This window comes from Streptomyces sp. LS-MS-L19, from assembly GCF_058382285.1.
Map to the genome: position 1 here is coordinate 1,297,345 of NZ_JBYCLL010000001.1, position 26,044 is coordinate 1,323,388.

23 protein-coding genes are annotated in these 26,044 nt (G+C 71.3%); 19 read left to right on the forward strand and 4 right to left on the reverse strand.

Features of this window, described 5'->3' with window-relative positions:
- The first annotated feature begins 1,336 nt into the window (after positions 1-1,336).
- The 3 genes from AC2XR2_RS05625 (at position 1,337) to AC2XR2_RS05635 (ending at position 4,432) form a co-directional block, all read left to right on the forward strand.
- A complete protein-coding gene (locus AC2XR2_RS05625) occupies positions 1,337-1,783 on the forward strand; it encodes an HNH endonuclease (protein ID WP_491514457.1) in 447 nt (148 codons plus the stop codon).
- A 47-nt stretch (positions 1,784-1,830) separates the two neighbouring features.
- A complete protein-coding gene (locus tag AC2XR2_RS05630) occupies positions 1,831-2,139 on the forward strand; it encodes a UDP-N-acetylmuramoylalanyl-D-glutamate--2,6-diaminopimelate ligase (RefSeq protein WP_491514458.1) in 309 nt (102 codons plus the stop codon).
- A gap of 262 nt (positions 2,140-2,401) precedes the next feature.
- Positions 2,402-4,432: a hypothetical protein gene (locus AC2XR2_RS05635; RefSeq protein WP_491514459.1), complete on the forward strand. Its 2,031-nt coding sequence runs from the start codon at positions 2,402-2,404 to the stop codon at positions 4,430-4,432.
- A 69-nt stretch (positions 4,433-4,501) separates the two neighbouring features.
- Here the strand turns inward: AC2XR2_RS05635 and AC2XR2_RS05640 are convergent, their stop codons facing one another.
- Both AC2XR2_RS05640 and AC2XR2_RS05645 read right to left on the reverse strand, forming a co-directional pair.
- Entirely contained in the window at positions 4,502-5,449 is a 948-nt protein-coding gene (locus AC2XR2_RS05640) for an SMI1/KNR4 family protein (RefSeq protein WP_491514460.1), read from the reverse strand.
- A gap of 610 nt (positions 5,450-6,059) precedes the next feature.
- Positions 6,060-6,719 carry a hypothetical protein gene (locus AC2XR2_RS05645; RefSeq protein ID WP_491514461.1) on the reverse strand — a complete coding sequence of 220 codons (660 nt, stop codon included), beginning with the start codon at positions 6,717-6,719 and terminating at the stop codon, positions 6,060-6,062.
- A gap of 343 nt (positions 6,720-7,062) precedes the next feature.
- Between AC2XR2_RS05645 and AC2XR2_RS05650 the strand changes: the two genes are divergently transcribed.
- Both AC2XR2_RS05650 and AC2XR2_RS05655 read left to right on the forward strand, forming a co-directional pair.
- Positions 7,063-8,109 carry a histidinol-phosphate transaminase gene (locus tag AC2XR2_RS05650; RefSeq protein ID WP_491514462.1) on the forward strand — a complete coding sequence of 349 codons (1,047 nt, stop codon included), beginning with the start codon at positions 7,063-7,065 and terminating at the stop codon, positions 8,107-8,109.
- Between the two features lie 5 nt (positions 8,110-8,114).
- On the forward strand, positions 8,115-9,809 hold the full coding sequence (locus tag AC2XR2_RS05655; protein ID WP_491514463.1) for an aldehyde dehydrogenase family protein: 1,695 nt from the start codon (positions 8,115-8,117) through the stop codon (positions 9,807-9,809).
- Between the two features lie 12 nt (positions 9,810-9,821).
- Here AC2XR2_RS05655 and AC2XR2_RS05660 read toward each other — a convergent pair whose 3' ends face one another.
- On the reverse strand, positions 9,822-10,322 hold the full coding sequence (locus AC2XR2_RS05660; RefSeq protein WP_491514464.1) for an Lrp/AsnC family transcriptional regulator: 501 nt from the start codon (positions 10,320-10,322) through the stop codon (positions 9,822-9,824).
- Positions 10,323-10,442: 120 nt separating this feature from the next.
- Here AC2XR2_RS05660 and pdhA point away from each other — a divergent pair, with 120 nt between their 5' ends.
- From pdhA to paaE, 13 genes are all read left to right on the forward strand, one after another.
- Positions 10,443-11,564 carry a pyruvate dehydrogenase (acetyl-transferring) E1 component subunit alpha gene (gene pdhA / locus AC2XR2_RS05665; protein WP_491514465.1) on the forward strand — a complete coding sequence of 374 codons (1,122 nt, stop codon included), beginning with the start codon at positions 10,443-10,445 and terminating at the stop codon, positions 11,562-11,564.
- Positions 11,565-11,569: 5 nt separating this feature from the next.
- Positions 11,570-12,589 (forward strand): alpha-ketoacid dehydrogenase subunit beta, encoded by a 1,020-nt coding sequence (locus AC2XR2_RS05670; RefSeq protein WP_381299604.1) that lies wholly within the window; start codon positions 11,570-11,572, stop codon positions 12,587-12,589.
- Positions 12,586-13,971, forward strand: coding sequence for a dihydrolipoamide acetyltransferase family protein (locus tag AC2XR2_RS05675; RefSeq protein WP_491514466.1), 1,386 nt, complete (start codon positions 12,586-12,588; stop codon positions 13,969-13,971). The genes AC2XR2_RS05670 and AC2XR2_RS05675 overlap by 4 nt, the downstream gene beginning before the upstream one ends.
- Before the next feature lie 80 nt (positions 13,972-14,051).
- On the forward strand, positions 14,052-15,746 hold the full coding sequence (gene paaN / locus AC2XR2_RS05680; protein ID WP_491514467.1) for a phenylacetic acid degradation protein PaaN: 1,695 nt from the start codon (positions 14,052-14,054) through the stop codon (positions 15,744-15,746).
- Positions 15,736-16,917 carry a thiolase family protein gene (locus AC2XR2_RS05685; RefSeq protein WP_491514468.1) on the forward strand — a complete coding sequence of 394 codons (1,182 nt, stop codon included), beginning with the start codon at positions 15,736-15,738 and terminating at the stop codon, positions 16,915-16,917. The genes paaN and AC2XR2_RS05685 overlap by 11 nt, the downstream gene beginning before the upstream one ends.
- The gene (locus AC2XR2_RS05690) at positions 16,914-17,750 is read left to right on the forward strand and encodes an enoyl-CoA hydratase/isomerase family protein (protein WP_491514469.1); all 837 of its coding nucleotides are present in this window, start codon (positions 16,914-16,916) and stop codon (positions 17,748-17,750) included. Before AC2XR2_RS05685 ends, AC2XR2_RS05690 begins: the two co-directional genes overlap by 4 nt.
- Positions 17,747-18,613: a 3-hydroxyacyl-CoA dehydrogenase family protein gene (locus tag AC2XR2_RS05695; RefSeq protein ID WP_491514470.1), complete on the forward strand. Its 867-nt coding sequence runs from the start codon at positions 17,747-17,749 to the stop codon at positions 18,611-18,613. Before AC2XR2_RS05690 ends, AC2XR2_RS05695 begins: the two co-directional genes overlap by 4 nt.
- On the forward strand, positions 18,604-19,440 hold the full coding sequence (locus AC2XR2_RS05700; RefSeq protein WP_381299608.1) for an enoyl-CoA hydratase/isomerase family protein: 837 nt from the start codon (positions 18,604-18,606) through the stop codon (positions 19,438-19,440). Before AC2XR2_RS05695 ends, AC2XR2_RS05700 begins: the two co-directional genes overlap by 10 nt.
- 137 nt (positions 19,441-19,577) lie before the next feature.
- The gene (gene paaA / locus AC2XR2_RS05705; protein ID WP_491518414.1) at positions 19,578-20,510 is read left to right on the forward strand and encodes a 1,2-phenylacetyl-CoA epoxidase subunit PaaA; all 933 of its coding nucleotides are present in this window, start codon (positions 19,578-19,580) and stop codon (positions 20,508-20,510) included.
- Positions 20,507-20,803 (forward strand): 1,2-phenylacetyl-CoA epoxidase subunit PaaB, encoded by a 297-nt coding sequence (gene paaB / locus AC2XR2_RS05710; RefSeq protein ID WP_491514471.1) that lies wholly within the window; start codon positions 20,507-20,509, stop codon positions 20,801-20,803. The genes paaA and paaB overlap by 4 nt, the downstream gene beginning before the upstream one ends.
- Before the next feature lie 9 nt (positions 20,804-20,812).
- On the forward strand, positions 20,813-21,700 hold the full coding sequence (paaC, locus tag AC2XR2_RS05715; protein ID WP_491514472.1) for a 1,2-phenylacetyl-CoA epoxidase subunit PaaC: 888 nt from the start codon (positions 20,813-20,815) through the stop codon (positions 21,698-21,700).
- Entirely contained in the window at positions 21,694-22,200 is a 507-nt protein-coding gene (gene paaD, locus AC2XR2_RS05720) for a 1,2-phenylacetyl-CoA epoxidase subunit PaaD (RefSeq protein ID WP_491514473.1), read from the forward strand. Before paaC ends, paaD begins: the two co-directional genes overlap by 7 nt.
- Positions 22,197-23,297, forward strand: a complete 1,101-nt coding sequence (gene paaE, locus AC2XR2_RS05725; RefSeq protein ID WP_491514474.1) for a 1,2-phenylacetyl-CoA epoxidase subunit PaaE — start codon at positions 22,197-22,199, stop codon at positions 23,295-23,297. The genes paaD and paaE overlap by 4 nt, the downstream gene beginning before the upstream one ends.
- A gap of 75 nt (positions 23,298-23,372) precedes the next feature.
- On the opposite strand, the gene AC2XR2_RS05730 is transcribed toward paaE, so the two are convergent.
- Positions 23,373-25,046, reverse strand: a complete 1,674-nt coding sequence (locus AC2XR2_RS05730; RefSeq protein WP_491514475.1) for a CocE/NonD family hydrolase — start codon at positions 25,044-25,046, stop codon at positions 23,373-23,375.
- A gap of 257 nt (positions 25,047-25,303) precedes the next feature.
- Between AC2XR2_RS05730 and AC2XR2_RS05735 the strand changes: the two genes are divergently transcribed.
- Complete coding sequence (locus AC2XR2_RS05735; protein ID WP_491514476.1) at positions 25,304-26,029, forward strand: SDR family NAD(P)-dependent oxidoreductase; 726 nt, start codon at positions 25,304-25,306, stop codon at positions 26,027-26,029.
- The last annotated feature ends 15 nt before the right edge of the window (positions 26,030-26,044 follow it).

Here is a 26,044-nt window from a genome sequence, read left to right on the forward strand (position 1 = left end):
TGTCGTCTTCGAGTACCCGTCGTTCGGCACCGCCCTCGCCGTCGGTGTCGCCGTGGCATCACTACTCCACCTCCTCATGCGGAGGCTCTGACCCGCATGCCGATCAACTTCGATGGCACGCGCTCAGGGTTCTCGACAGCCGCACTTGTTCGCAGCCCAGAACAGCTAATCGGAGCAGAGCAAACTCCGTTGACCACCACTCAACCGGGACCACCCCCGCACGCGGAGACCCCCGTCGGATCAATCCGACCGGTGTCCACATCGGTCACACCTGTCACGCGCGCGTCACCAACAGCGTCGACGCTTCTGAACCACAAGGCCCTGACCAGGACAAACGCTCTCGACTTGGACCACGTGGACGCCAGAAGACGGATCAGACTACCTGTGCCACGTCGTACCACCGGGACGCTCCCGGCATCGATGCCCTACACAAGGGCCGCACCTCGCAAGATCCGGACCAGGCGCGGGCCAACTCCGCTTATCACCAGGAGATTTCATTCATATCTGCAGGTCAGAAGTACACGGAGACCTGTACCACCAGCAGACGAAGAACGTTTTGGTTTCATACAGCCCGAAGAAACTTGGGTTCTTCTAGAGTCTCAAGTCGGTTGCCTGGAGACTCCGTTCCGCTCCAGGCAACCTCTGCACCTGCGCTACTCTCCACGATCACCTCAGCACCTCGCGTCACAATTGACGTCAAGCGAATTCTCCCGGACCGGTAGCGGACGGCCTGCAACTCCGGCGCGTCGACGTGGCCTGCGGCTGAGCGGGAGCGCTACGCGAACGGCTCGATGATCCGCGGTCTCTGCGGGTGGTATCGGCGGCGACAAATAGCTCGAAGGGGATCCGAAACCCGGCCCCAGTGGCTGGCCCTCGTTCTCCGCCGACCGGTGCACCTACCTCACAGGCTGTGTGACGAAGAGGATGTGTGGCAGCTCGCCGTCGGGTGACGACCCGTCGTGGCGAGCGCGGGAGGCGGCTCAAGAATGGCGACGCACTCCACGTGATGCGTCATCGGAAAGATATCGGCAACCGAACAATCGGTGATCGCCGCAGTTCAGAGGCTATTTCCGCAGCGTCTGAAAGACCTCGTGGGCGCCCGGAGCGTCACGGCGGATGCTGGATCGGCGCCCCACGTCACCAAGTTCCCCTGCCGCAAAACCGGCTGCAGCTGAACCGCCGCAGTATGTGGGCGCACGGTGCGGTCCCCGGGGGCGACCTCAGAGGGCCGCGCATCCCTTCATCGCACTGAGAGACTGCCGCCCTTGGCAGCGTCGGAAGGAACGGTGTGGGGGCTCGTCGACGACGTGAGAGCGAGTGGGGCTGCGACAGGTTGATGGTCCTGTTCGCGAATGGCGGGGGCTGCGTCTACTGCGGCCGGGAGTCTGAAACGGTGGACCACGTCATCCCGTGGGCACGCAGAGGTTATGACGGCACGGACAACCTGGTCCCTGCCTGCAAGACGTGTAACTGGTCGAAGAGCGATCGGACCCCGGCCGAGTTCGTCATGGCGAGGTCCCACCCTCGCGCGTGGCCTTCGCCGGGCAAACCCGCAGGGCCGGTCAGCCTCATGGGGCTCTATGAGGAGGCTGACAAGGAGTGCCGCAGGACACTGGCGCTGATGGGCGATGTCTTGGCCGAGATAGCCGACGAGGCGCGAAAGCAGTGGTTTGTTGAACACTTCGTCCGTCTCGGCACGGTCCAGTCACTGGGACTGGAAATCGTGGACCACATGCGCGCCTTCTTCAGCTCGAACGTGAGCCTGGCAGCTGAGACCGGATGACCAATGCGTGAGGAGAAGTAGCCCACGGGTGGACTCGCTGCCCTCCGATGAGCGGGCGCATGGCAGCCGAGAACGGCGTCGACCTCGTCGTAGCGGTCGGCGGGGACATGGCCAAGCAACTCGCCCTCGCGGCAGGAGCGGCAGGAGTGCCTGACATCGCACTGGTCGGCGACAACATCACCGCTGCCGCCTACCTCGACTCCATCCTCCGCTCCAACGATGTCGTCCTCGTCAAGGCGTCCCGCGGCGGCCAACTGTGGCAGATCGCCCAGGCACTCACCGGCCAGCCCGTCACCGGTTTGAGCGGCAGCCTGGAACGAGTGGACTCGCCCACTGCAACAGGATCCCCCGTGTAGGAGTGGACCCTGATCAACCGCCGTGTCAGGACGGTACGGATGGACCTCCGCGACGCCGACTATCACTGCGCACCTTCCGCAATGGCACAACTCCCTGGCCTGAATGCGCTTCTGGCCCGCAAACCATGAATTCGGTCATATTTCTTTCGATCGGGGCGTGATGAGGTCCGGGCTGACATGCGCAGGACACAACTCCATCGAGGGGATCAAGGAAGTGAGACTCTTACGCGCGTCGGCGTGGCGACAGGCCACCGTTGGTGCCGTGCTGGTGTTACTGGCCGGGGTGGGCACTGCCACAGCAGCGCCCACCCCTCCCGCTCCCGGCGCAAACGCTGCTCCGGCGACGCTGGCAGCAGCCGGACCACAGGACCTGACGGCCCTCGCCGCTGGGGGTGAGCGGCCCGCGTCGGGCAACGCGCCGGCTGCCGGTCCCAAGTTCACAAAATCTGGCGCGGTCTGGCGGGTCATCTCTCCGGACGTGGTGCTCCGCAACACGGTGACCGATCCGGACGGGGACACCGCGAACCTGACATTCCAGGTGTACACCACGAACGCAGACGGAACCCCGAAAGCGCAGGTCGATCTCGACGGGTCGGGCCAATACGGGGTATTGGTGTCGCCGTATGTAGCCTCGGGAAGCCTTGCGAAGGTGCCCGTGCCCTACGGCATCCTGAAGCCGGGCGTGCTGTACAAGTTCCGCACCTCCGCTTTCGACGGCAGCCTGTACGAAACGAACTGGTCTCCCTGGGCGGACTTCCGTATCGACCCGTACATGAAGTTCCCCGCACCGCAGACATCGTCGACGATCGACAAGACCGCTCAGGAGATCGACGAGTTCACCCGCTCCAATCCAGGGCCGGCCCTACCGACGCTCAACGCGAACGGCACGGTCAAGCGCCAGGCCAACCAGAAGCGCACCTGTGGCACAGCGGACGCCCAGGGCCGCAAGCTGTGTATCGAGTTGTCCCCACCCACCGCAGAGTCCAAAGCACGCGCGAGGAAGCGGATCGAGGCGCAGCGCGAGACGGCCGAGCCGAAGGCACGCGCAACCCGGCACTCCTCGGCCGCGGCTGTCGCGCCTGCGGTCGAACTGGTCGACTGGTGCTGGGACAAGCCGGCGGGCAAGGACTACATGAACCGCACCGACGCGTGTCTGAAGAGCATCGGCTCCGGGAAGCTGGCGTTCGTTGATACGGACAATGCAGAGATCGGCTTCGCGACGTTCGACTTCGAGCAACGCATCAAGACGTACCCGAATAAGAGCGCCTCCGGATCGAACTTCGCAGAGTTCGACCAGCAGATCGCGATCCGGCCGGTCTCGATCGACCAGGTACTGCAGGGCGTCACGATGAAGTGGAACGTCGGGACGACCTGCCAGTCGTGTGTGACATCGAATGTGAAGTGGACCGACGGGCAGAACAACCCTTCCGGCTCGACGGCGTACTGGGACGTGGACGGCACCAGTCCGCCTTATGGAGAGCGCTGGGGGCGGACCACGACGCAGTGGAACGGCACCGGCAAGGAGACCATCGACCTGGGCTGGTCGGTGACCGCCACCGTGGACGCCAGCGACACTGCCATCGCCACGGCGAGCTTCGGGACCTCCGGGACCAGCGCGATGCGTGAACTCGCGCCGCGCTGCGACGATTACCTCAAGTCGTCGGCACCGGGCTGTGTGCTTCCATTCTTCAAGCTGACCTGGACGGCCGACACCAACCTGTACCCGGCCGCCGGAGCGTACTACTGGTACATGCAACAGGTACTGCCCGACCATGCAGGCTCCAAGCGGTGGGACTCGCTGATGCACTACCTGGGCCCGGACACCACGGTCAAGAACAGTGCTGGCAACCCATGGAACTCGGACAACAGCCGCAACGTCATCTGCGGCGCCAGCTCCGCCTGGACCATCCACCCCTCCGACACCTCGGTGGGCGACGTCCAGTGCGACGAGTTCGCGATGGCCTCGACCCACGAGTCCGGTGGCTACCCCAAGAGCGTCAACCTGGTCACCTCGGGAAGCAAATGCGCCCAGCTGTTCACTGACAAAATGGGAGATGGCTCGGCCAACTTCGGCCTCCTCGCCGACACCCGCTCCGTGGCCAACGGGCCAGGCGGTGCGGAGCGCTGCGGGCGCTCGGCAATCCCGAAAGTCCAGAACCAGATGGCCTTCAACGGGTTCCCGGCTCCGCAGTGGCGGATGCTGGATGGCGACGGATTCTTCCTGACCCTGCCCGGATACGAGCACTGCACGTCGGCAGCGACGACCTGTACGTGGAAGAAGATCAGCAGCTAGCGCGAGCGCCATCACACGAAGGAGAGCGCGGGGCCCGCTCACTGGGCGGGTCCCCGCATTTCGACTGGATCAATCGGTCAAGGACTGCCACCGGTCCTCCAGTGCGGGATCGATGCTGCTCAGCCATACCAAAGTCCCGCCGATCAGCCCCGGCTTGTCCCGCGCGGCCAGAGCCGGGGATTCCAGCATGTCGGCCATCTCTTCCAGATACGTGACCAGCGTGTCGCGTTCCTCATCAGGGGCTTCGTAGTAACGGGACCAGCGGCCCAGATAGCCGGTCGAGGCGTCCAGATACAGGCCTGACGAGTCATCGGACGGGCCCAGTGCGACGACCGGAATCCAGGTCGCCTTCCACACCGTGATCCGTTCCTCTTCCGGGCGACCGGAGTTGAGGGCGTCCTCCGAGACCTGCGCGTCCCTCTTCATCCGGTAAAGGGCCCGCGCAGCATCCAAGGTCATCAGGGCTTGGTTGCCCGGCAGGCATCCCCAGCCCTGCGCCCCGTCATCCCCTGCGGTCAGCAGCCACAGGGTGCGCAGCTCGACGGGAATCTGCGCCCCGAGGTCGCTTTCCACAGCGGCGACGGCTGCGGAACTCGCGCCGGCCCGAAGAGCCGCGTAGGAGTCGGGGGCGTGGGTCTGGAGCCAATCGGTGATGCGGCGCCAGGCATCCGCCACCTCCCGGACGGTGACCGCCTCGGCACCGGAACCAACAGCCTGTTCCTGCTCTTGCTGTTCAGGTTCTTCGGGGCCGACTGTCGCGGGCTGCGCGAAGGAGGCAGGGGTCACGAATCGGATCTCGATCCGGTCGGGCTCACGAATGTAGCCAACGGCCAGGGCAGGGCAGTGTTCGAAGAGGTCGCCGTCGATCATCACGGTGAGGATGCCGGGCAGACTCGAGGGCTCACCCATATCCGGTTCATCCGCCAGCTGGCCGGCCAGGACCTTCAGCGCATACGGCACGCCTTCCCCGAGCTGGGAGGCGGTCTCGCGGACGTGCGGAGGAATCTCGACGTTCACGGCCTAGAGCTCCTTGTAGGTCAGATGCGCGTAAAGGCACTGACACAGTAGACGCGGAAGTTGACGATAACTCAGACGTGCCCCGCCAACCGCGACAGGTTCAGCGTCGTACCACCGGTACACCTCTCGCACCTATGCCAAGACCGAGCAACCGGGGCTTGCCGTGTCTCCGCCCTGTCGCGGGGAGCCCCCGTTCCGATGCGGCCAAGGATCCAAGATCCGGCCCATTCGCGGACCAGGAAGCCGCTCACTGTCCCCTTCGAACGGCTTTCTGCAGGTCAGCAGCCTGGCAACGCTGTACCACCGGAAGACGAAGAACCTGCTTTGTTCCTACAGCCCGAAGAAGCTTGGTTTCTTCTAGAGCCTGAAGTCGGTTGCCCGGCGGCATAGTTGCGTGCCGGGCAGCTCGACAGGAAACACGCTACGCGATCACTCAACACGCTGCGCGACTGCACGGACTTGAGCAGTACGCAGGGCTCGCGCCGGCGATTCGGGACGGCCATCTGCGGGCGTCCGCAGCGGCAGGATGTCCGGCCCTCAGGAATCGCATCAGACCAGCGAGAGAGGCCCCCCACGACCCAGCGGTCCGAGCAGGCATGTTGTCGAGGTGTCACGGATGGTAGATGTCCCAGCCCGTCGATCCGGTGGGTGACGGGCTCGGTGTCGACCGGTCCGCGTCACACTGTGCGGGATCCCGGGGCGGGAGCAGCCGCTGCGCACCGATCCGCTCCGTCCCGAACCGCACGTCCGTGTCCCCGGCAGTGGCCAAGTCCCCTGTCACCCTGGGCAGTTCGTCACCGGCCAGGGGGCTGCCCACGTACGCCGCGACAAGGACCCGGGTGCAGGTGCCGTCCTGTCCGGTGGGAAGCCCGGCCGGGAAGACGACGGTTCGGGTTCTGCTGCCGTCCGCCGACAGCCGGTAGCGCATGACGAACGACGTCTCCGGCCCCGTCGTCGCGGCCGTGAGGGTCCAGAACCCGACCTGTACGGCGAGTGGTCGGCACAGCACCCGGACATCGCCCGTCTGCGGTGGGCGGATGACGACCGACGCCTTTTCGTGCGACGCTCCGGCCGTGTCGGCCGTCCCGTGGAAGGCGACCGCGGAGCGCAGCCAGGTGGCCTGCTGCCGTTTCGACCAGCCGCCGTCGTCGCGGCAGCCGCCGGTCTGCGGGCCCGCGGACACTTTCGAGCAGCCGACGGCGAGCACGGCGAGGACCGCCGCCCCCGCCGTCAGGGCTCCGTGGCGGAAGCGGGTCTGGGTGCTGTGCATGGTCTCCCTCGATCGGAGCGGGACGGGCCGCGGACATCGCGTGGCCCGGGCGGCGAGCAGTCTGCTGACGCCTCGCCCGCGGCGGGGGCCTCGACAGCCCGCTGTGTCCGTCCCGTGATCAAGGAGGCGGCCCGGGGCCCGGCAGAGGGCGAGCCGTCCGTCTCGTACGAAAGGTCCCGCGAGGCTCGCCCGGAGACGGTTTGCCGATCATCTGCCTCTGTTTCGGCTGTTCGTAGCCGAATTTCCCCAGCGGTTGAACGCTTGTCGTCCTCTCTTCACGATGTGCCTGTCAAATGCCCGACGGCCAGGCCTCGGGTCCCAGCGCTGCAGAAGCGAGACCAGCATGGTGCGTGTGCGTGCGTCCCTGTCCCAGCTGCCCGCCTACGTCCCGGGCCGCAAACTGCCCGGGGCCGTCCTGCTGGCCAGCAACGAGTCCCCTTACGGACTGCTGCCGGGGGTGGCCGCAACCCTCGCGGAGGCCGCCGGCGGCGTGTCGCGGTACCCCGATCTGCACGCCGCCTCGCTGGTCGAGGCCCTGGCGGCACACCACGGGGTCGGCCCCGACCGGATCGCGGTGGGCGCCGGTTCCTCCGAGGTGTGCGGGCAGTTGCTGCACACCGTCGTCGGACCCGGTGACGAGGTCGTCCTCGGCTGGCGGTCGTTCGAGGCGTACCCGATCCTGACCGCCGTGGCGGGCGGTACGGCGGTGAAGGTGCCGCTGCGCGACCACGCCCTCGACCTCGACGCCATGGCCGCGGCGGTCACCGCCCGGACCCGGCTGGTCTTCGTGTGCAACCCGAACAACCCGACCTCCACGGCGGTCGGGGCGCGGGCCCTGACCGACTTCGCGGACCGGGTGCCGCGGGACGTGCTGATCGTCGTCGACGAGGCGTACCGGGAGTACGCCGACCCCGCCGTGGTCCCCGACGGACTCGCCCTGCTCGGCGACCGGCCGAACGTGGCGGTGCTGCGGACCTTCTCGAAGGCGTACGGACTGGCGGGGCTGCGCGTCGGCTACTGCGTCGCGCCGCCCGGGATCGCCGCGCACGTCCGCCGGACGCAGGTGCCGTTCAGCGTCAGTGCCCTCGCGCAGCGGGCCGCGGTCGTCGCCCTCGGCGAGGGCGCGGAGGTCGCCCGGCGGTCCGCCCTGACGGTCGCCGAACGCGACCGGGTCACCGGACGGCTGCGGGCGCTGGGCCACGACGTGCCCGACTCCCAGTCCAACTTCGTCTGGCTGCCCCTCGGCGACGACAGCGCGGACTTCGCCCGGCATTGCGCCGACGGGAGGGTCGTGGTCCGGCCGTTCCCGGGTGAGGGCGTCCGGGTGACGATCGGACTGCCGGAGGAGAACGACGCCCTCCTCGCGATCGCCGCGAGCCGGAGAGGCTGACGGCGATGCGCCCCGGCCCCTACGAGCGCCACGGCGAGCTGCTGCAGAGCGTCGTCCGCGCGATCGCCGCCGGTGAGTGCCGTCGCCCCTTCACCGAGGCGACCGGCCAGGACGCGGCCGACGCGGGCATGAGATCGACCCGCACCGCGGGAAAGGTGTTCCGCTCGCTGCTGGGACGGCCGTTCGACCTGGGGCAGCCCGGCAAGGTCGGCCTCGTGCGCACGGAGTCGTCGCCGTACGGCGTCGGTCCGGCCGTCGCCTACCCGCGCTGCGATCCCGCGGCGCTGGTCGCGGCGGCCGAGCGGTCGGCGGCCGGCTGGCGGGCCGCGGGGCCGTACGAGCGCGCCGGGCTCGCGGTGGAGATCCTGCGCCGGCTCAACACCCGTAGCCACGAGCTGGCCCTCGCGGCGCACCACACCACCGGCCAGTCCCTCCAGGCGGCCTTCCGTGCCGCCGGGCCGCCCGCCCAGGACCGTGCCCTGGAGGCGGTGGCCCAGGCCCTCGCCGAGTCGGAACGTCTCCCGGCCGACCTGCACTGGGAGAGCGCCGGCCGGGGCCGACGGCCACGCCCGCTGCGAGGCACCTGCGTCCTGGTGCCCCGTGGGGTGTCGCTGCTCGTCGGCTGTCCGGACTTTCCGCTCTGGAACGGGTATCCGGGCCTGTTCGCCAGTCTGGTGACCGGCAACCCCGTGGTCGTGGCCCCGCACCCGCGCTCGGTGCTGCCGCTGGCGATCACGGTGCGGGTCGCCCGGCAGGTGCTGGCGGAGGCCGGTCACTCCCCCGACCTCGTGACCCTGGCCGTGGCGGAACCCGAACGGCGCGTGCACCGGCGGCTGGCCACGCATCCGGCGGTGCGCATCGTCGACTTCACGGGCTCCGCCCGCTTCGCGGACTGGCTGGAGCAACACGCCCGCCAGGCCGTCGTCTTCGCCAACCGGACCGGGCTGAACACCGTGGTCGTGGACTCGACGGACGACTACCGGGGCCTGGTACGGGGTCTCGCCCTGTCCTCGTGTCTGTGCAGCGGCTCCGTGCGCACCACTCCGCAGAACATCCTGGTGCCGGAGCAGGGCTTCGGCACCGACGAGGGCCACAGGACGCTGCGGGACCTCGGGGCCGATCTCGGCGACGCCGTGGACCGCCTGCTCGGGCATCCCGCCCGCGTGGCGAGGGTGCTGGGCACCGTCGCCACCGACGAGGTGCGCGGCGCTCTGACGGAGGCCGCACGGTACGGCCCCGTCCTGCACGCCTCCGGCCCCGTGATCCACCCCGACCACCCGGACGCCGATCTGCGCAGCCCGCTGCTGGTGCGGCTGCGCGCCTCGGACGAGCGGGTCTTCACACGCGAGTGGCCCGGGCCGGTGACCTTCCTGGTGGGCACCGACTCGATCTCGCACAGCCTGGCGCTCCTGCGCCGAACGGTGGCGCGGCACGGGGCGCTCTACGCCTCGGTGCACTCCACCGACCCGCTGGTACTGGCGGCCGCCGGGACGGCGGCGCTGGACGCCGGGGTGCACCTGGTGGAGAACCTCGATGACCTGCCCGCCGACCCGTCCTCGGCTCTCGCCGAACTGCCGGGCGCGGGCGCCCACTTCGTCACCGGGCGGTTCCGCGTCGTGCGCTCCCGCAGGCACGCGCCGCCGGCCGCCGGCCCGGCACCGGCCCGGCCCGAGGTCACCGGCGAGCTCGTCGACGTATGACCACGCCCTTCCTCAGTCCGTCCAGGTGGCGCCGCGCCCCCGCACCTCGTCGAAGACGAGCCAGGTGCGGGTGGAGCGCACTCCGCGGATCGACTGGATCTTCTCCAGCACGACCTGGCGCAGCATGAGGTTGTCCGGGGCGCGGACGAGGACCAGGACGTCGAAGTCTCCGGTGACGAGGGCGACATGCTCCACGTACGGGATCTCGCGCAGCTCGTGCGAGATGTCGCGCCAGGCGTTCTGCTCGATGCTCATCGTCACGTAGGCGCTCGTGCCCAGGCCCGCTCGCTGGGCGTTGAGCTGGGCGGTGAAGCCCGTGATGACGTCCTCGGCCACGAGCCGGCCGATGCGGGTGTAGGCGTTGGCCCGGGAGATGTGCACCTGCTCGGCGAGGGCGCGGACCGAGATCCGGCCGTCCTCCAGGAGCCGGCTCAGGATCTGCCGGTCGATGTCGTCGAGCGGGACGGCAGTTCGTCCGGCCACTGCCCCCGGCAGCGAGTTCTCCTCGGACACTTTGTCCTCCCAGACCCTGATGTTCGGCAGTTCATCGCCGGTTCGCGCCAGCTATTGAACACATATTCCGCGATGGTCACCATTCTCCTGTCAAGTGTCCAGAGAAAGTGAGTGCCCTCCATGTCTGTGAAGAGCCTCCGCCAGACGGTCCAGGGCCTCCTGCCGTCCCTGACGCCGGTGCGGTTCGTGGCCGAGGACGGCGCACCGGTCACGAGGCAGCCGGCCGACTACACCGCGCCCGGGATCGAGACCCTGCTCGACGCGTGGCGGCGCATGGTCCTGGGCCGCCGGTTCGACACCCAGGCGACCGCCCTCACCAAGCAGGGCCGCCTCGCGGTCTACCCCTCCAGCCGGGGCCAGGAGGCCTGCCAGATCGGCGCCGTGCTCGCGCTGCGCCCGGACGACTGGCTGTTTCCGACCTACCGCGACTCCGTCGCCCTGGTGGCCCGTGGCATCGACCCGGTCGAGGTGCTGACGCTGCTGCGCGGCGACTGGCACTGCGGCTACGACCCCGCCACCACCCGTGTCGCTCCCCAGTGCACCCCGCTGGCCACCCAGGTGCTGCACGCGACGGGCATGGCCGAGTCCCTGCGCCGCAAGGGCGAGGACGGCGTGGCGATGGCGCTCGTCGGGGACGGGGCCACCAGCGAGGGCGACTTCCACGAGGCGCTGAACTTCGCGGCCGTCTTCCGTGCTCCGGTGGTCTTCTTCGTGCAGAACAACAAGTACGCGATCTCCGTGCCGCTGGCCCGGCAGACCGCGGCGCCCGCCCTGGCGTACAAGGGCATCGGCTACGGGGTGCGCTCCGAGCAGGTCGACGGCAACGACCTGGTCGCGGTGCTGGCGGTGCTGACCTCGGCCGTCGAACACGCCCGCGCCGGGCACGGCCCCGTCCTGGTCGAGGCGCACACCTACCGCATGGACGCGCACACCAACGCCGACGACGCCACCCGCTACCGGGAGGACGACGAGGTGGACCGGTGGCGGGCCGCCGATCCGGTCGACCGCCTGGAGGCGTACCTGCGCTCGCGCGGCGCGCTCACCGACGACGACGTGGCGGCGCTGCGGGAGGAGGCCGAGGAGCTGGCGGCGCGGGTGCGCGCCGGCATGAACGCGGACTCGGTGCTGGACCCGCTGGAGCTCTTCGACCACGTCTACGCCGATCCCACCCCGCAACTGCGCGAGCAACGGGCCCAGTTGGCGGCCGAACTCGCCGAATCCGCCCAGGCCCAGGAGGACTGACGACCATGGCCAAGGTCACGATGGCGCAGGCGCTCAACACCGCCCTGCGCGACGCGCTGCGCGAGGACGAGCGGGTCCTCGTCTTCGGCGAGGACGTCGGTCCGCTCGGCGGGGTGTTCCGCATCACCGACGGGCTGACCCGCGACTTCGGCGAGCAGCGCTGCTTCGACACCCCGCTCGCGGAGGCCGGCATCGTCGGGCTGGCGGTCGGCATGGCGATGGGCGGCTTCCGGCCCGTGGTGGAGATGCAGTTCGACGCGTTCGCCTACCCGGCGTTCGAGCAGATCGCCTCGCACGTCGCCAAGACGCGCAACCGCACCCGCGGACGGATCGGCCTGCCGATGGTGATCCGCGTCCCCTTCGCGGGCGGGATCGGCGGAGTGGAGCATCACTGCGACTCCAGCGAGGCCTACTACGCGCACACGCCCGGCCTCAAGGTCGTCACCCCGGCCACGGCCGAGGACGCGTACTGGCTGCTGCGGGACGCGGTGGCGGACCCCGACCCGGTGGTGTTCCTGGAGCCGAAGAAGCTGTACTGGTCGCGCGAGGACACCGACCTCCACCCGCGCGGGGCGCTGCCGTTCGGGCGGGCGGCGATCCGGCGGGCGGGGCGTGACGCCACCGTCGTCGCCTACGGCCCCTCGGTCCCGGTGGCGCTGGCCGCCGCGGAGGCGGCCGCCGCGGACGGGGTCGAGCTGGAGGTCGTGGACCTGCGCACGCTGGTGCCCTTCGACGACGAGACCGTCACGGAGTCGGTGCGCAGGACCGGGCGCTGCGTGGTCGTGCAGGAGGCCCAGGGCTTCGCCGGGGTCGGCGCGGAGATCGCCGCCCGGGTGCAGGAGCGCTGCTTCCACTCACTCGCCGCTCCCGTACTGCGGGTGACCGGCTTCGACATCCCGTATCCGCCGCCGAAGCTGGAGCACGCGCACCTGCCCGGCGTCGACCGGGTCCTGGACGCCGTCGACCGCCTGCAGTTCGCCGACGAGCCCGACACCCGGCACCTGTCGAAGGGGGCGGTCGCATGACCACCGCGACGCTGAACGAGCAGTTGTTCCGACTGCCCGACCTCGGCGAAGGGCTCACCGACGCCGAGATCGTCGAGTGGAAGGTGGCCGTCGGCGACACCGTGACGATCGACCAGGTCGTGGTCGAGGTGGAGACCGCCAAGGCCGCGGTCGAGGTGCCGGTGCCGTACGCGGGCACGGTGCTGCGGCTGCACGCGGAGGCGGGAACGCCGCTGGGGGTGGGCGAACCGCTGATCACCGTGGGAGCTGCGGCACCCGCGGCGCCGCAGGCGGCCGTCCCACCCGCCGCCCCGGAGACCGCCGTCCCGTACACCGCCGTCCCGTACACCGCCGTCCCGGACACCGCCGCCGAGCGGTACCGCGAGGAGGAGCAGGCCGGTTCGGGCAACGTCCTGATCGGTTACGGCACCGGGCACGAACCGGCGCCGCGCCGTCGTCGCCGGCGTACGGCCGCCGCACCGCAGACGCCCGCACCCGTGCCGGTCACGGAGACGCATGCACCCCGCGTCATCTCGCCCCTCGTCCGGCGGCTGGCCCGCGATCACGGGATCGACCTCACCGCGCTGGCTCCTTCGGGTCCGGCCGGGATCGTCCTGCGGCGGGACGTGGAACAGGCCGTCGCCCGACAGGCACAGGCATCGGTACCGGCACCGGAATCGACCCGCCCCACACCGGACCCCGCCTCCGACGGCCCAGTCCGCATCCCCCTGCGCGGCGTCCGCAAAGCCGTGGCGGACAAGCTCGCGCGCAGCCGGACCGAGATCCCCGACGCCACCACCTGGGTCGACGTGGACGCGACCGGCCTGCTCCAGGCCAAGAGGGCGCTGGAAGCCGCCGAACCCGGGCGCCGTATCGGGCTGTTGGCGCTGCTCGCCCGCATCTGTGTGGCCGGACTGCGCCGCTACCCGGAGCTCAACTCGACCGTCGACACCGAGCGCCGGGAGATCCTGCGTTTCGACGAGGTGCACCTGGGCTTCGCCGCCCAGACCGACCGCGGTCTCGTCGTCCCCGTCGTGCGGGACGCCCACCGGATGACGACGGTGCAACTGGCCGCGGAACTCGCCCGGTTGACCGAACTGGCCCGGACCGGCAGCCTGCCGCCCGACCGGCTCACCGGAGGCACCTTCACCCTCAACAACTACGGCGTGTTCGGTGTGGACGGCTCCACACCCATCATCAACCACCCGGAGGCGGCGCTCCTCGGCGTGGGCCGCATCGTGGACAAACCCTGGGTGGTGGACGGGGCGCTCACCGTCCGCAAGATCACGCAGCTGTCGTTCAGCTTCGACCACCGGGTCTGCGACGGCGGCACCGCCGGCGGGTTCCTGCGCTTCGTGGCCGACTGCGTGGAACGCCCGGCGGTCCTGCTCGCCGACGTCTGACCGACCTTCCTTTCGCGTTGCCCTCACGCCTGGGGCGCACTCCACCCATCGACCGACCGAACGTTCGGCCTGGAGCTCTCATGTCATCCTTCTACGCCCGCCACGCGGACCTGCTCGAACAGGCCGTGGCCCGCACCACCGACCGCGACCACTGGACGCCGTATCCGGAGATCCCCAGCGCCTCGGTGTACGGGGCAGGAGCGCCGGAGTCGGGCGAGGCGGCCTTCCGCGCTCTCCTCGACCGCCCGTTCCCACTCGACGGGCACCCCACCACCGGCACCGTCCCGGCCGCGGAGGTGTCGCCGTACGGCTTTCCCCTGGGCGTCAGCTACCCGCATCTGGCACCCGAGGCCGCCGTGGCGACGGCCAAGTCCGCCGCCACGGCATGGCGTTCGGCGAGCCCCGACGTCCGGGCCGGCGTGGCGGCCGAGATCCTGGCCCGCCTCAACGCGGCGAGCTTCGAGATCGCGCACGCCGTCCAGCACACCACCGGCCAGCCCTTCGTGATGGCCTTCCAGGCGGGCGGCCCGCACGCCCAGGACCGCGGCCTCGAAGCGGTGGCGTACGCCTGGGAGGCGCAGCGGCGCCATCCGGCCACCGCGCGCTGGAGCAAGCCCCGGCGGCGCGGTGGGCCGCTGGTCATGGACAAGACCTACACCCCGGTCGGCCGGGGCGTGGCCGTGCTCGTCGCCTGCAACACCTTCCCCACCTGGAACGGCTATCCGGGCTTCTTCGCGAGCCTGGTCACGGGCAACCCGGTGATCGTCAAGCCGCACCGGCGGGCCGTGCTGCCGTTGGCGATCACCGTGCGGATCGCCCGTGAGGTGCTGACGGAGGCGGGTTTCGACCCGGACGTGGTGCTGCTCGCCGCCTCGCGGCCCGAGGAGCGCACCGCTCCCGCCCTGGCCACCCACCCCGACGTGCGGATCGTGGACTTCACCGGTTCCAGTGAGTTCGGCGACTGGCTGGAGACCAACGCCCGTCAGGCCGTCGTGCACACGGAGAAGGCGGGTCTCAACACCGTCGTCGTGGACTCCACGGACGACTACGCCGGGCTGCTGCGCAACCTCGCGTTCTCGCTGTCGCTCTACAGCGGGCAGATGTGCACCACCCCGCAGAACATCCTGGTGCCCCGCGACGGGTTCTCCACCGATCAAGGGCCGCGTACGGCCGACGAGTTCGCCGCCGATCTGGGATCCGCGCTGGACGGCCTGCTCGGCGACCCGGCCCGGGCCACCGCCACTCTCGGCGCGATCGTGAACAGCGGGGTACTCGCGCGTCTGGAGGAGGCGGAAGCCCTGGGCCGTACCGCCCGTCCCTCACGGGTCGTGGCGCATCCCGACCACCCGGACGCCGTCGTCCGCACCCCGCTGGTGGCCCGGCTCGACGCCGAGGCCGACGAGAAGACCTACACGAGCGAGTGGTTCGGCCCTGTCTCCTTCGTCATCGCCACCGACGACACCGCACACTCCCTGCGCGTCCTGCACGACACCGTACGGCGCCACGGCGCGCTGACCGCCTGCGTGTACACGACCGGCGAGGACATCCTGGCGGCGGCGCGTGCCACGGCGCTGGAGGCGGGGGTGCACCTGTCGGAGAACCTGACCGGTGACGTGTTCCCCAACCAGTCCGCCGCCTTCAGCGACTTCCACGGCTCGTCGGCCAACCCGGCGGCCAACGCGACCCTGACCGACCCGGCGTTCGTCACCGGCCGGTTCTCCGTCCTCCAGTCCCGCCGTCACGCCCCGGCCGAGGAGCACACCGATGCCCGATGAGGTCTACCTGATCGACGGGGCCCGTACCCCGCAGGGCCGTTACGGCGGGGCGCTGGCCTCCGTGCGCCCCGACGACCTGGCCGCGCTCGTCGTCGGCGAGGCCGTGCGACGTGCCGGGGCCCCGGCCGACGCCGTGGACGAGGTGATCCTCGGCGCCGCGAACCAGGCCGGTGAGGACAACCGGGACGTCGCGCGGATGGCCGTACTGCTGGCCGGACTCCCGCACACCGTGCCCGGGTACACCGTCAACCGGCTGTGCGCCTCGGGGCTCACGGCCGTGGCGTCCGCCGCGCAGTCCGTCCGCGCGGGCGAGGCCGAGCTGGTCGTGGCCGGCGGGGTCGAGTCGATGACCCGTGCGCCGTGGGTGATGGCCAAGCCGGGCACTCCCTGGGCCCGGCCCGGCGACGTCCACGACACCTCACTCGGCTGGCGCTTCACCAACCCCCGGTTCCCCGCGACGACGACCGTGTCGATGGGCGAGACCGCGGAAAACCTCGCCGCCCTGGACGGCATCAGCCGTCTGGACTCGGACGCCTTCGCGCTGCGCAGCCACCGGCGGGCGGTGGCCGCGCGGACGGCGGGCCGCTTCGCGGCGGAGATCGTCCCGGTACCGGTGGCGGACGGTGAGGTGACCGAGGACGAAGGGCCGCGCCCGACCACCACGTTGGAGAAGCTGAGCGCACTGCGCACCGTCTTCCGCCCGGACGGCATCGTCACGGCCGGCAACTCCTCGCCGCTGTCCGACGGGGCCGCCGCCCTGGTGGTGGCGAGCGGGGCGGCGGTGGAGCGCCACGGACTGACTCCCCGGGCCCGCGTCGTCACCTCCGTGTCGGCCGGGGTCGAACCCCACCTGATGGGGCTGGGCCCGGTGCCGGCCACCGCCAGGGCCCTGGAGCGGGTGGGCTGGACGACCGAGGACCTCGACGCGATCGAACTCAACGAGGCCTTCGCCGCCCAGGCCCTCGCGGTCATGCGCCGGCTGAAGCTCGACCCGGACCGCGTCAACGCCGACGGCGGCGCCATCGCCCTCGGCCACCCCCTGGGCTGCTCCGGCACCCGCATCCTGCTCACCCTGCTGGGCCGACTGGAACGGGAGGGCGGGCGGCGCGGCCTGGCGACCCTCTGCGTCGGGGTCGGACAGGGCGTGGCCATGCTCGTGGAGCGCGTATGAACACGCGCGAGGAACCGCCGTACGAGACGCCGGTGTCCGTGAACCCGGCGGCCGCGAACTCGTCGTGCGGGAAACCGTCGTACGGGAAACCGTCGTACGAGACGCTGTCGGTCGAGGAGCGCACGGACCGGGTGGTCGTCACCCTGCGCCGGCCCGCCGCCCGCAACGCCGTCAACGGCCGCATGGTCGCCGAACTGCACCGCGTGTGCGAGGAGTTGGAGCGCGCCCCGAAGCTGCTCCTGCTCACCGGGCACGGCGGGGTCTTCGCCGGCGGCGCCGACATCGGCGAACTGCGGCGGCGCGGCCGGGACGAGGCGCTGGAGGGGATCAACAGCCGCCTGTTCGAGCGGGTACGCAGGCTGCCCCTGCCCACCGTGGCCGCCGTGCCCGGCTGGGCGCTGGGCGGTGGTGCCGAGTTGGCGTACGCCTGCGACCTCAGGATCGCCGGGCCGAACGCGGTCTTCGGCAACCCCGAACCGGGCCTGGGCATCCTGGCCGCCGCCGGTGCGTGCTGGCGGCTGCGCGAACTGGTGGGCGAGTCGGTGGCCAAGCAGGTCCTGCTCGCCGGACGCACCCTCGACGCCCGGGCCGCACTCGCCTGCGGGCTGGTCATGGACGTCGTACCGACGGAGCGGCTGCCCGCCGAGGCGCACGCGCTGCTCGACCGGATGGCCCGTTCCTCGGCTCTCGCCCTGCGGCTCACGAAGCTCGTCACCGACGCCTCGGGGGCTCATCCCGTGGCCGACGACCTCGCCCAGGCCGTGCTCTTCGAGAGCCCGGACAAAGAGGAGCGCATGACGCGCTTCCTGGAGAAGAAGGGAGGCCGGGCATGACCTCGGCAACAACACCACCCCGCGTGGTGGGGGTCGTCGGCGGCGGTCGCATGGGCGCCGGTGTCGCCCAGTCCTTCGCGTCCGCCGGTTCGCGCGTGGTCGTCGTGGAGCGCGACGGTTCCGCGGCCGCCGCCGCGGTGGAGCGGATCACCACGGGACTTCGGCGGGCGGCCGAGCGCGGGACGCTTGCCGGGCCGTCGGACCTCGACGCGCCGGACCGTGTCGCCGTCGTCTCCTCGGTCGCCGAACTGCCCCACGACGCCGACCTGGTCGTCGAGGCCGTCCCGGAGGACGCGGCGCTCAAGGCCGAGTTGCTCGCCGCCGCCGAGGACGTCGTGCACGACGGATGCGTGCTGGCCAGCAACACCAGTTCGCTGTCCGTGACCGAACTGGCGGCGGCCCTGCGGCGTCCCGGGCGGTTCCTGGGGATGCACTTCTTCAACCCCGTGCCCGTCTCCGCCCTCGTCGAACTGGTTCTGGCCCCCGGCACGACCGACGCGACCCGGGCCGCGGCGGTCCGCTGGACGCACGCCCTCGGCAAACAGGACGTCGTCGTCAAGGACTCGCCCGGGTTCGCCAGCAGCCGCCTCGGACTCGCCCTCGGTCTTGAGGCGATCCGCATGGTCGAGGAGGGCGTCGCCGACCCGGAGGCCATCGACACGGCCATGCGCCTGGGCTACCGGCACCCCATGGGCCCGCTGCGCCTCACGGACGTGGTCGGACTCGACGTACGCCTCGCCATCGCGGAGCACCTGCACACGACGCTCGGTGAGCGGTTCGCGCCACCACGGCTGCTGCGGGAGAAGGTCGCCCGCGGTGAGCTGGGCCGCAAGACCGGTCAGGGGTTCTACCGATGGCAGTGAGCGAAAGACCGCCGACAGCGGGCGAAAGCCTCACGTCGCACGGTGTGTCGTACGAGGTCACCGACGCCGTGGCCGTGATCGAACTGCGCGGACGCGCCACCGGCAACGCGCTCGACGCCCACCTGCGGGGCGCCCTCCTCATGGCCGCCCGGCGGCTGACCACGGACGCCCGGCGCGAGGTGCGGGCGGCCCTGATCACCGCCCGCGGCCGTCACTTCTGCGTCGGCCAGGACCTCAAGGAGCACGCCCACCTGCTGAAGACCTCGCCCGCCACCGCCTTCGCCAACATCCCCGACCACTACAACCCGCTGGTGAAGGAGCTGCACGCGCTGCCGATCCCGCTCGTCGTCGCCGTCGAGGGCTCCTGCGTCGGCGCCGGACTGGGCCTCGCGCTCTGCGCCGACGTACGGGTGGCGGCCGAGGGCGCCCGCTTCGCCACCGCGTTCGGCGGTGTCGCCCTCGCCTCGGACTCGGGGGTGGCTCGCGCCCTGGCCCGGCAGCTGGGCCCCTCCCGCACCGCCGGACTCATGCTGCTCGGCGACGGCTTCTCCGCGCGGGACGCCGAGCAGTGGGGGCTGGTGCACCGCGTCGTGGCGAACGGCTCGGCCTCCGCCGAGGGCATGAACCTGGCCCGCGCGCTGGCCGCCGGGCCCACCGCCGCGCACCGGGAGACCAAGGCGCTGCTGCGGTCGGCGGCCACCACGGCCCTGCCGGCAGCACTGGAGCGCGAGTCCGTCGTCCAGCGGCGGCTCGGCACCACCGACGACCATCGCGAGGCCGTCACCGCCTTCCTCGAACGGCGAGGCCCGGTCTTCCGCGGGCACTGACCGCCCGTCACCCACGAAACCCGCCACCCACGAAGGGAGCACCCATGCCTGGAACACCCGTGCCAGGAGCACCCAGCCGAGAGACACGCGTGCAGGAGACAGCCGCGACAGAGGGACCCGCCGCCGTGAGCACGACCATGTCCGTCTTCGAGGACACCATCGCCCGTGACCAGCGCATCGAACCCCGCGACTGGATGCCCGACGCCTACCGGGCCACGCTCGTCCGGCAGATCGCCCAGCACGCCCACTCCGAGGTCATCGGCATGCAGCCGGAGGGCGAGTGGATCACCCGGGCGCCCTCGCTGCGCCGCAAGGCGATCCTCTTCGCCAAGGTGCAGGACGAGGCAGGGCACGGGCTCTACCTCTACTCGGCGGCCGAGACCCTCGGCGCCGACCGCACCGACCTGACGGAGCGGTTGATCGACGGCCGCCAGAAGTACTCCTCGATCTTCAACTACCCCACCCGCTCCTTCGCCGACGTCGGGGTGATCGGCTGGTTCGTGGACGGGGCGGCCATCTGCAACCAGGTCCCGCTGTGCCGCACCTCGTACGGCCCGTACGGACGCGCCATGGTCCGCGTCTGCAAGGAGGAGTCCTTCCACCAGCGGCAGGGCTACGAACTGCTGCTGACCATGATGCGCGGCACCGACGAGCAGCGCGCCATGGTGCAGGACGCCGTCGACCGCTGGTGGTGGCCCTCCCTGATGATGTTCGGCCCTCCCGACGACGACTCCCCCAACTCGGCGCGCTCCATGGCCTGGAGGATCAAGCGGCACACCAACGACGAACTGCGGCAGCGCTTCGTCGACATGACCGTCCCGCAGGCGCAGAAGCTGGGAGTCACCCTGCCCGACCCGGGCCTGCGGTGGAACGAGGAGCGCGGCCACCACGACTTCTCCGCCCCCGACTGGGACGAGCTGAAGCGGGTCGTCTCCGGTGACGGACCGTGCAACGCCGAGCGGATCGCCCGACGCCGGGCCGCGCACGAGGAGGGCGCCTGGGTGCGGCGGGCCGCGGCCGCGTACGCCGCCAGGCGGACGGCCCGGCTGCGGGAAGGGACGGCGGCATGAGCACGACGAGCACGGGTGACTGGCCGCTGTACGAGGTGTTCGTCCGCGGCAAGCGCGGGCTCAACCACGTCCACGTCGGCTCCCTGCGCGCCGCCGACGACGAGATGGCCCTGCTGCACGCCCGCGATCTCTACACCCGGCGCAACGAGGGCGTGAGCATCTGGACCGTGCGCTCGGACACCATCGCCGCCTCCGCACCCGACGAGAAGGACCCCTTCTTCGCCCCCAGCGGCGACAAGGTCTACCGGCACCCCACCTTCTATGACATCCCGGACGACGTCCCGCACATCTAGGAGCAGCGCATGACCGACGAGGACACGTACGTCGACGGTGAGGACCTGTACGTCGACGGCGACGGCGCGCGGTGGGCCTTCGGCACCGGGTTCACCGACCCGCTGCACGGCGTCGACCAGGCGGTGCCCGACGGGGTCGACGCCGAGGACCTGGCCGCCTGTTGCCTGGCACTCGGCGACGACGCCCTGGTCTCCGCGCAGCGGCTGGCCGAATGGTGCACCCGCGCCCCGGAGTTGGAGGAGGAGCTGGCGCTGGCCAACATCGGCCTCGACCTCCTCGGCCAGGCCCGTCTGCTGTACGCCAGGGCGGGCCGGGCCGACGGCACGGGCCGTGGCGAGGACGCGTACGCCTACTTCCGCGCCCCGGAGGACTTCCGCAACATACGCCTCGCCGAACTGCCGGGCGGCGACTTCGCGTTCACCGTCGTACGGCTCCTGGTGCTGTCCGTCTGGCGGCTGGCCGTGTGCGAGGCGCTGGCCGGCGCGCCCGACCCGGTGCTGGCCGCGATCGTGGCCAAGAGCGCCAAGGAGCTTGCCTATCACCGCCGTTGGAGCGCGGAGTGGACGGTGCGGCTCGGCGACGGCACCGCCGAGTCCGCCGGACGGGTGCGGGCCGCGTTCGACGCCGTCGCCCCCTGGCTGGAGGAGCTGCTGACGGACCGTGCGGCCGCGCGCCTGGGCGCGGATCCGGCCGCCGTCGCCGCGCGGACCCGCCTCGAGCTGTTCGACGTGCTGGCCGATGCCGGGCTGAACCGGTCCGGAGAGGTGGCCCCGCTCGACGTGCCGGCGCCCCCGGTCCCGGGCTCCGGCAGGAACGGACAGCACACCTCGCACCTGCCGCCCCTCCTCGCCGAACTGCAGAGCGTCGCCCGCGCCCACCCGGACGCGTCGTGGTGACGGCGTCGCCGGAGTCGGCGTTGCGGATCGCCGCCGAGGTCCCGGACCCCGAGCTGCCGATGCTGACGCTCGCCGACCTCGGGGTGCTGCACGGCGTCGACGTGACGCCGGAGGGATCCGTCGTCGTACGGCTCGCCCCGACGTACGCGGGCTGCCCCGCCGTGGCCGAGATGCGCGCCGAGGTGACGGCCCGGCTGCTGGCCGCCGGTTTCGCCGACGTCCGTGTGGTCACGGTGCTCGACCCTCCGTGGACCACCGACCGGATCACCGACGAGGGCCGCCGCAAGCTGGCGGAACACGGCATCGCGCCGCCCGGCCCGCGCGACACCCCGGGCCCGACCTGGGTGGGCCTGGCCCTCGCACCGCCCGCGGTTCCCTGCCCGCGCTGCGCCTCGGCCGACACCGAGGAGCTCTCGCGCTTCGCCGCCACCGCCTGCACGGCGCTCCGGCGCTGCCGCACCTGCCTGGAGCCGTTCCCCCATGTGAAGGACCTGCCATGACCGTGCCCCGCTCGGGGTCCCGCCGCCCCTCCTTCCACGCCCTGCGGATCTCCGCGGTGGAACCGCTGTGCGCCGACGCGGCCGCTCTCACCTTCGACGTCCCCGACCGTCTGGCCGCCGAGTTCGCGTTCCGGCCCGGTCAGTGCCTCACCCTGCGCCGCGAGATCGACGGTCGCGACGAGCGGCGCTCGTACTCGATCTGCTCACCGGCCGGAACGCCGCCGCGCATCGGGGTCCGCGTGGTGCCGGGCGGCTTGTTCTCCTCCTGGCTCGTGCACGGCGTATGCCCCGGGGACACCCTTCAGGTCATGGCCCCGGCCGGTGCGTTCACCCCGGAGCTGACCAGGACCGGCGGCTTCGGTCACCAGGTACTCGTCGCCGCCGGGTCCGGGGTCACGCCGATGCTGTCCATCGCCGCGTCCGTCCTCGCCGCGGACGAGGACGCGCGCGTCACGCTCCTGTACGGCAACCGGCGCACCGGCACGGTGATGTTCGCGGACGAACTCGCCGACCTGAAGGACCGGTACCCGGCCCGCTTCCAGCTCGCCCACGTCCTGTCCCGCGAGCCGCGCGAGGCCGAGTTGCTCTCCGGCCGCCTCGACACGGCGCGGCTCACCGCCCTGCTGGACGCTCTCGTGGACATCCGGGAGGTCGCCGACTGGTGGCTGTGCGGCCCGCACGGCCTGGTGCGCGACACCCGCGCACTCCTGACCGGACTCGGCGTCCCGGCGGACCGTGTCCACCAGGAGCTGTTCCACGCGGACGAGGAACCACCCGCGGCGCCCACCACCGATCGCGAGGACACCACCGGCCGAGGCCCGGGGAGCGAGGTCACCGTGGTCCTCGACGGCCGGGCGACCACGTTCACCGCGCCGCGCCACCGCAGTGTCCTCGACGGTGCCCAACAGGTCCGGCCCGACCTGCCGTTCGCGTGCAAGGGCGGCGTCTGCGGAACCTGCCGCGCCCTCGTCACCGACGGCGACGCCGACATGCGCCGCAACTACGCCCTGGAACCGGCTGAGATCTCCGCGGGCTACGTCCTCACCTGCCAGACCTACGCCGCCTCCGCCACTCTCACGCTCGACTTCGACAGTTGAGTCGCCGAACTGCGCGGATCGAGAAGCGAGACCTCCGCATCGTCCGCGACCGTTCGGCCGGACTTGCCGGTGCTGTCAGCCCGGGATCACCGGCAGGACGATGCGGGAGGGGTGGTCCGTGTCGTGGAGGATCTGTTGGTGGGCCACTCGGGCCGTGGTCGCGGTGTGCTCGGGTTCGCCCGTGTTGAGGTTGCGGTCCCAGCGGGGGAAGTTGCTGGAGGTGACCTGGACCCGTATGCGGTGGCCTGCGCGGAAGACGATGCTGGTCGACCACAGGTCCACGACATGCTCGGCCGCCTCGCCCGGCGTTGCTTCCCGCACCCGCACGATGCCGTCGGTCACGTTGCGCGAGACGCCGTTCTCGTCGACGTCGCACAGGCGGGCCACCCAGTCGGTCGAGGGACTGTCCGTGGCGGCGAAGAGCACGGCCCGGACTCGGCCGGTCACCTCGACGTCCTCGGTGAGCGGCTCGGTGGTGAAGACCAGGACGTCCTCGCGCGCTTCCACGGCCACCTGGTCCAGCGGACCGGGACGGAACTCGTCGGTCAGCAACAGGGCCCCGCCGGTCGTGGGTACCGGGTCCAGCGGGTCGTAGGCGAACTCCTCGGGCTGCTCGGTGGTGGACGGCGGCTCGGTGGTCAGGCGGCCGTCCGCGCGCAGGTGGAAGTCCGTGTCCACGGCGCGTGACAGGGGCCATTCCGTCTCCTCGCGCCACTGGTTGACGCCCATGACGAACAGCAGCACCTTGCCCGTGTCCGGTTCCAGCGGCTCGCCGTCGCCGATGGTGCGCCGGAACCAGTCGAGCTGGAGGCCGTGCAGCGGGCCGCGCATGCCCATGAAGGCGGAGTTCGCGGCGAACCCGAAGGTGACGTCGCCGATGACGTGCTGCTGGTTGGTGTGACTCCACGGGCCCATGATCAGCGTGGCGGAGCGGCCGGCTCCGCGCATGGCCGTGAAGTTGTCGAGCGTGCCCTGGGTGAAGATGTCGTACCAGCCGCCGACCTGGAAGGTGGGCAGGTCCACCTCGTCGTGCCGGCCCGCGACCGTGCAGGACGCCGCCCAGCCGGGCTCCCGCCGGGACCGTTCGTAGCCGAGTTCGGGCAGGTCGTGCCGGGCGAACGCGGGGAAGTGTCCGGCCGGCAGCTCCCCGTAACCGCCTCCCGCCAGGCCGTCCATGTCCTGTACGAGTCCGCTGATGCCGCCCACGAGCGCGGCGGGGTCGGTGGCGTGCCGGCGCATCAGCGCGTCGGCGCCCATCATGAGGGTCCAGGGCGCGGTGATGCCGAGTTCGATCGCGCCGCCGCGGGTCCAGAGGCCGTCGTCCGGGTCGGACCACGTCACCATCGGCGCGATCGCCTTGAGCTCCGGCGGCTTGGACAGAGCCGCCATCCACTGCGTGTTGCCGAAGTAGCTGGCGCCGATCATGCCGACCGAGCCGTTCGAGCCGGGAAGGGCGGCAGCCCACCGTACGGTGTCGTACCCGTCGCTCTCCTCGTGCGTCCACGGCTCCCACTCGCCCTCGGAGGCGAACCGGCCGCGGGTGTCCTGGAGGACCACCATGAAGCCACGCCGAGCCGCCGCCAGGGGATCGAGGACCGCGATGGCCAGGGCCATCTGCTTCCCGTACGGCAGCCTGCTGAGCAGGACCGGCCACGGGCCGGTGCCTCCGGGGCGGTAGACATCCGCGCGCAGCACCGTGCCGTCACGCATCTCCGCGGGGACGTCGAACTCGATCCGCATCTCCGTCATGTGCCGCTCCTTCGCCCGCCACGACGCCTTCTCCGGAACATGGTCGATCGGCGCCGTCCCCGCGCGGCACCCCCGAACGGGGGTGACCGCGGCGGACTCGGGACATTGGCCGGCCACCGCACGGGCGAGGTCGTGGCTCCCCTACGGCGGCCACGGCCGCGAAGCAGGTCCTCTCCGTCTGAGCTGCGGGTCTACCCTGGTGGGACTCTTCGAAGGGAACCCTCCGTGCGAAGCAGCCTCCGGCCGGCGGTGCGGTCATGAGCCGGATCCTGGTGACCGGGTCCGCGGACGGTCTCGGGCGGGCCGCCGCCGACGCTCTGCTGGCCGCCGGCCACGACGTGGTGGTGCACGCGCGGAACCAGGAGCGGGCGGCGGGCCTCGATCCGCTGGTCGGCCGTGGGGCACGGCTCGTGGTCGGTGACTTCACCGAGCGGGACGCCGTACGGCGCGTCGCCGCCGAGCTGGACGACTCCGAGCCGCTCGACGCCGTCATCCACAACGCCGGCGTGTGGAGCGGGCGTGCGGTCATGCCGGTCAACGTCGTCGCGCCGTATCTGCTCACGGCGCTGCTGCGCGGGCCCCGCCGGCTGGTGTACCTGAGCAGCGGCTCGCACTTCGGGGGGCGTCCCTCGCTCGACGGGGTCGACTGGCGGGGTGAGCGCGCGGGGTCGTACTCCGACAGCAAGCTGTTCGTGACGGCACTCGCGGCCGCGGTGGCCCGGCTGCGGCCGGACGTGCTGAGCAACGCGGTCGATCCGGGCTGGGTGCCGACGAAGATGGGCGGGCCCGGCGCGCCGGACGATCTGGAGCAGGGGCATCGCACCCAGGAGTGGCTGGCGTCGAGCGACGAACCGCAGGCCCTGGTCTCGGGCGGCTACTGGTACCACCGTGAGCGGCAGCAGCCGCATCGCGCGGTGCACGACGAGGTGTTCCAGGACCGGCTCCTGGACGCCCTGGCCGACGAGACCGGCACCGTGCTCTGAGCCTCCGTCCTGCTG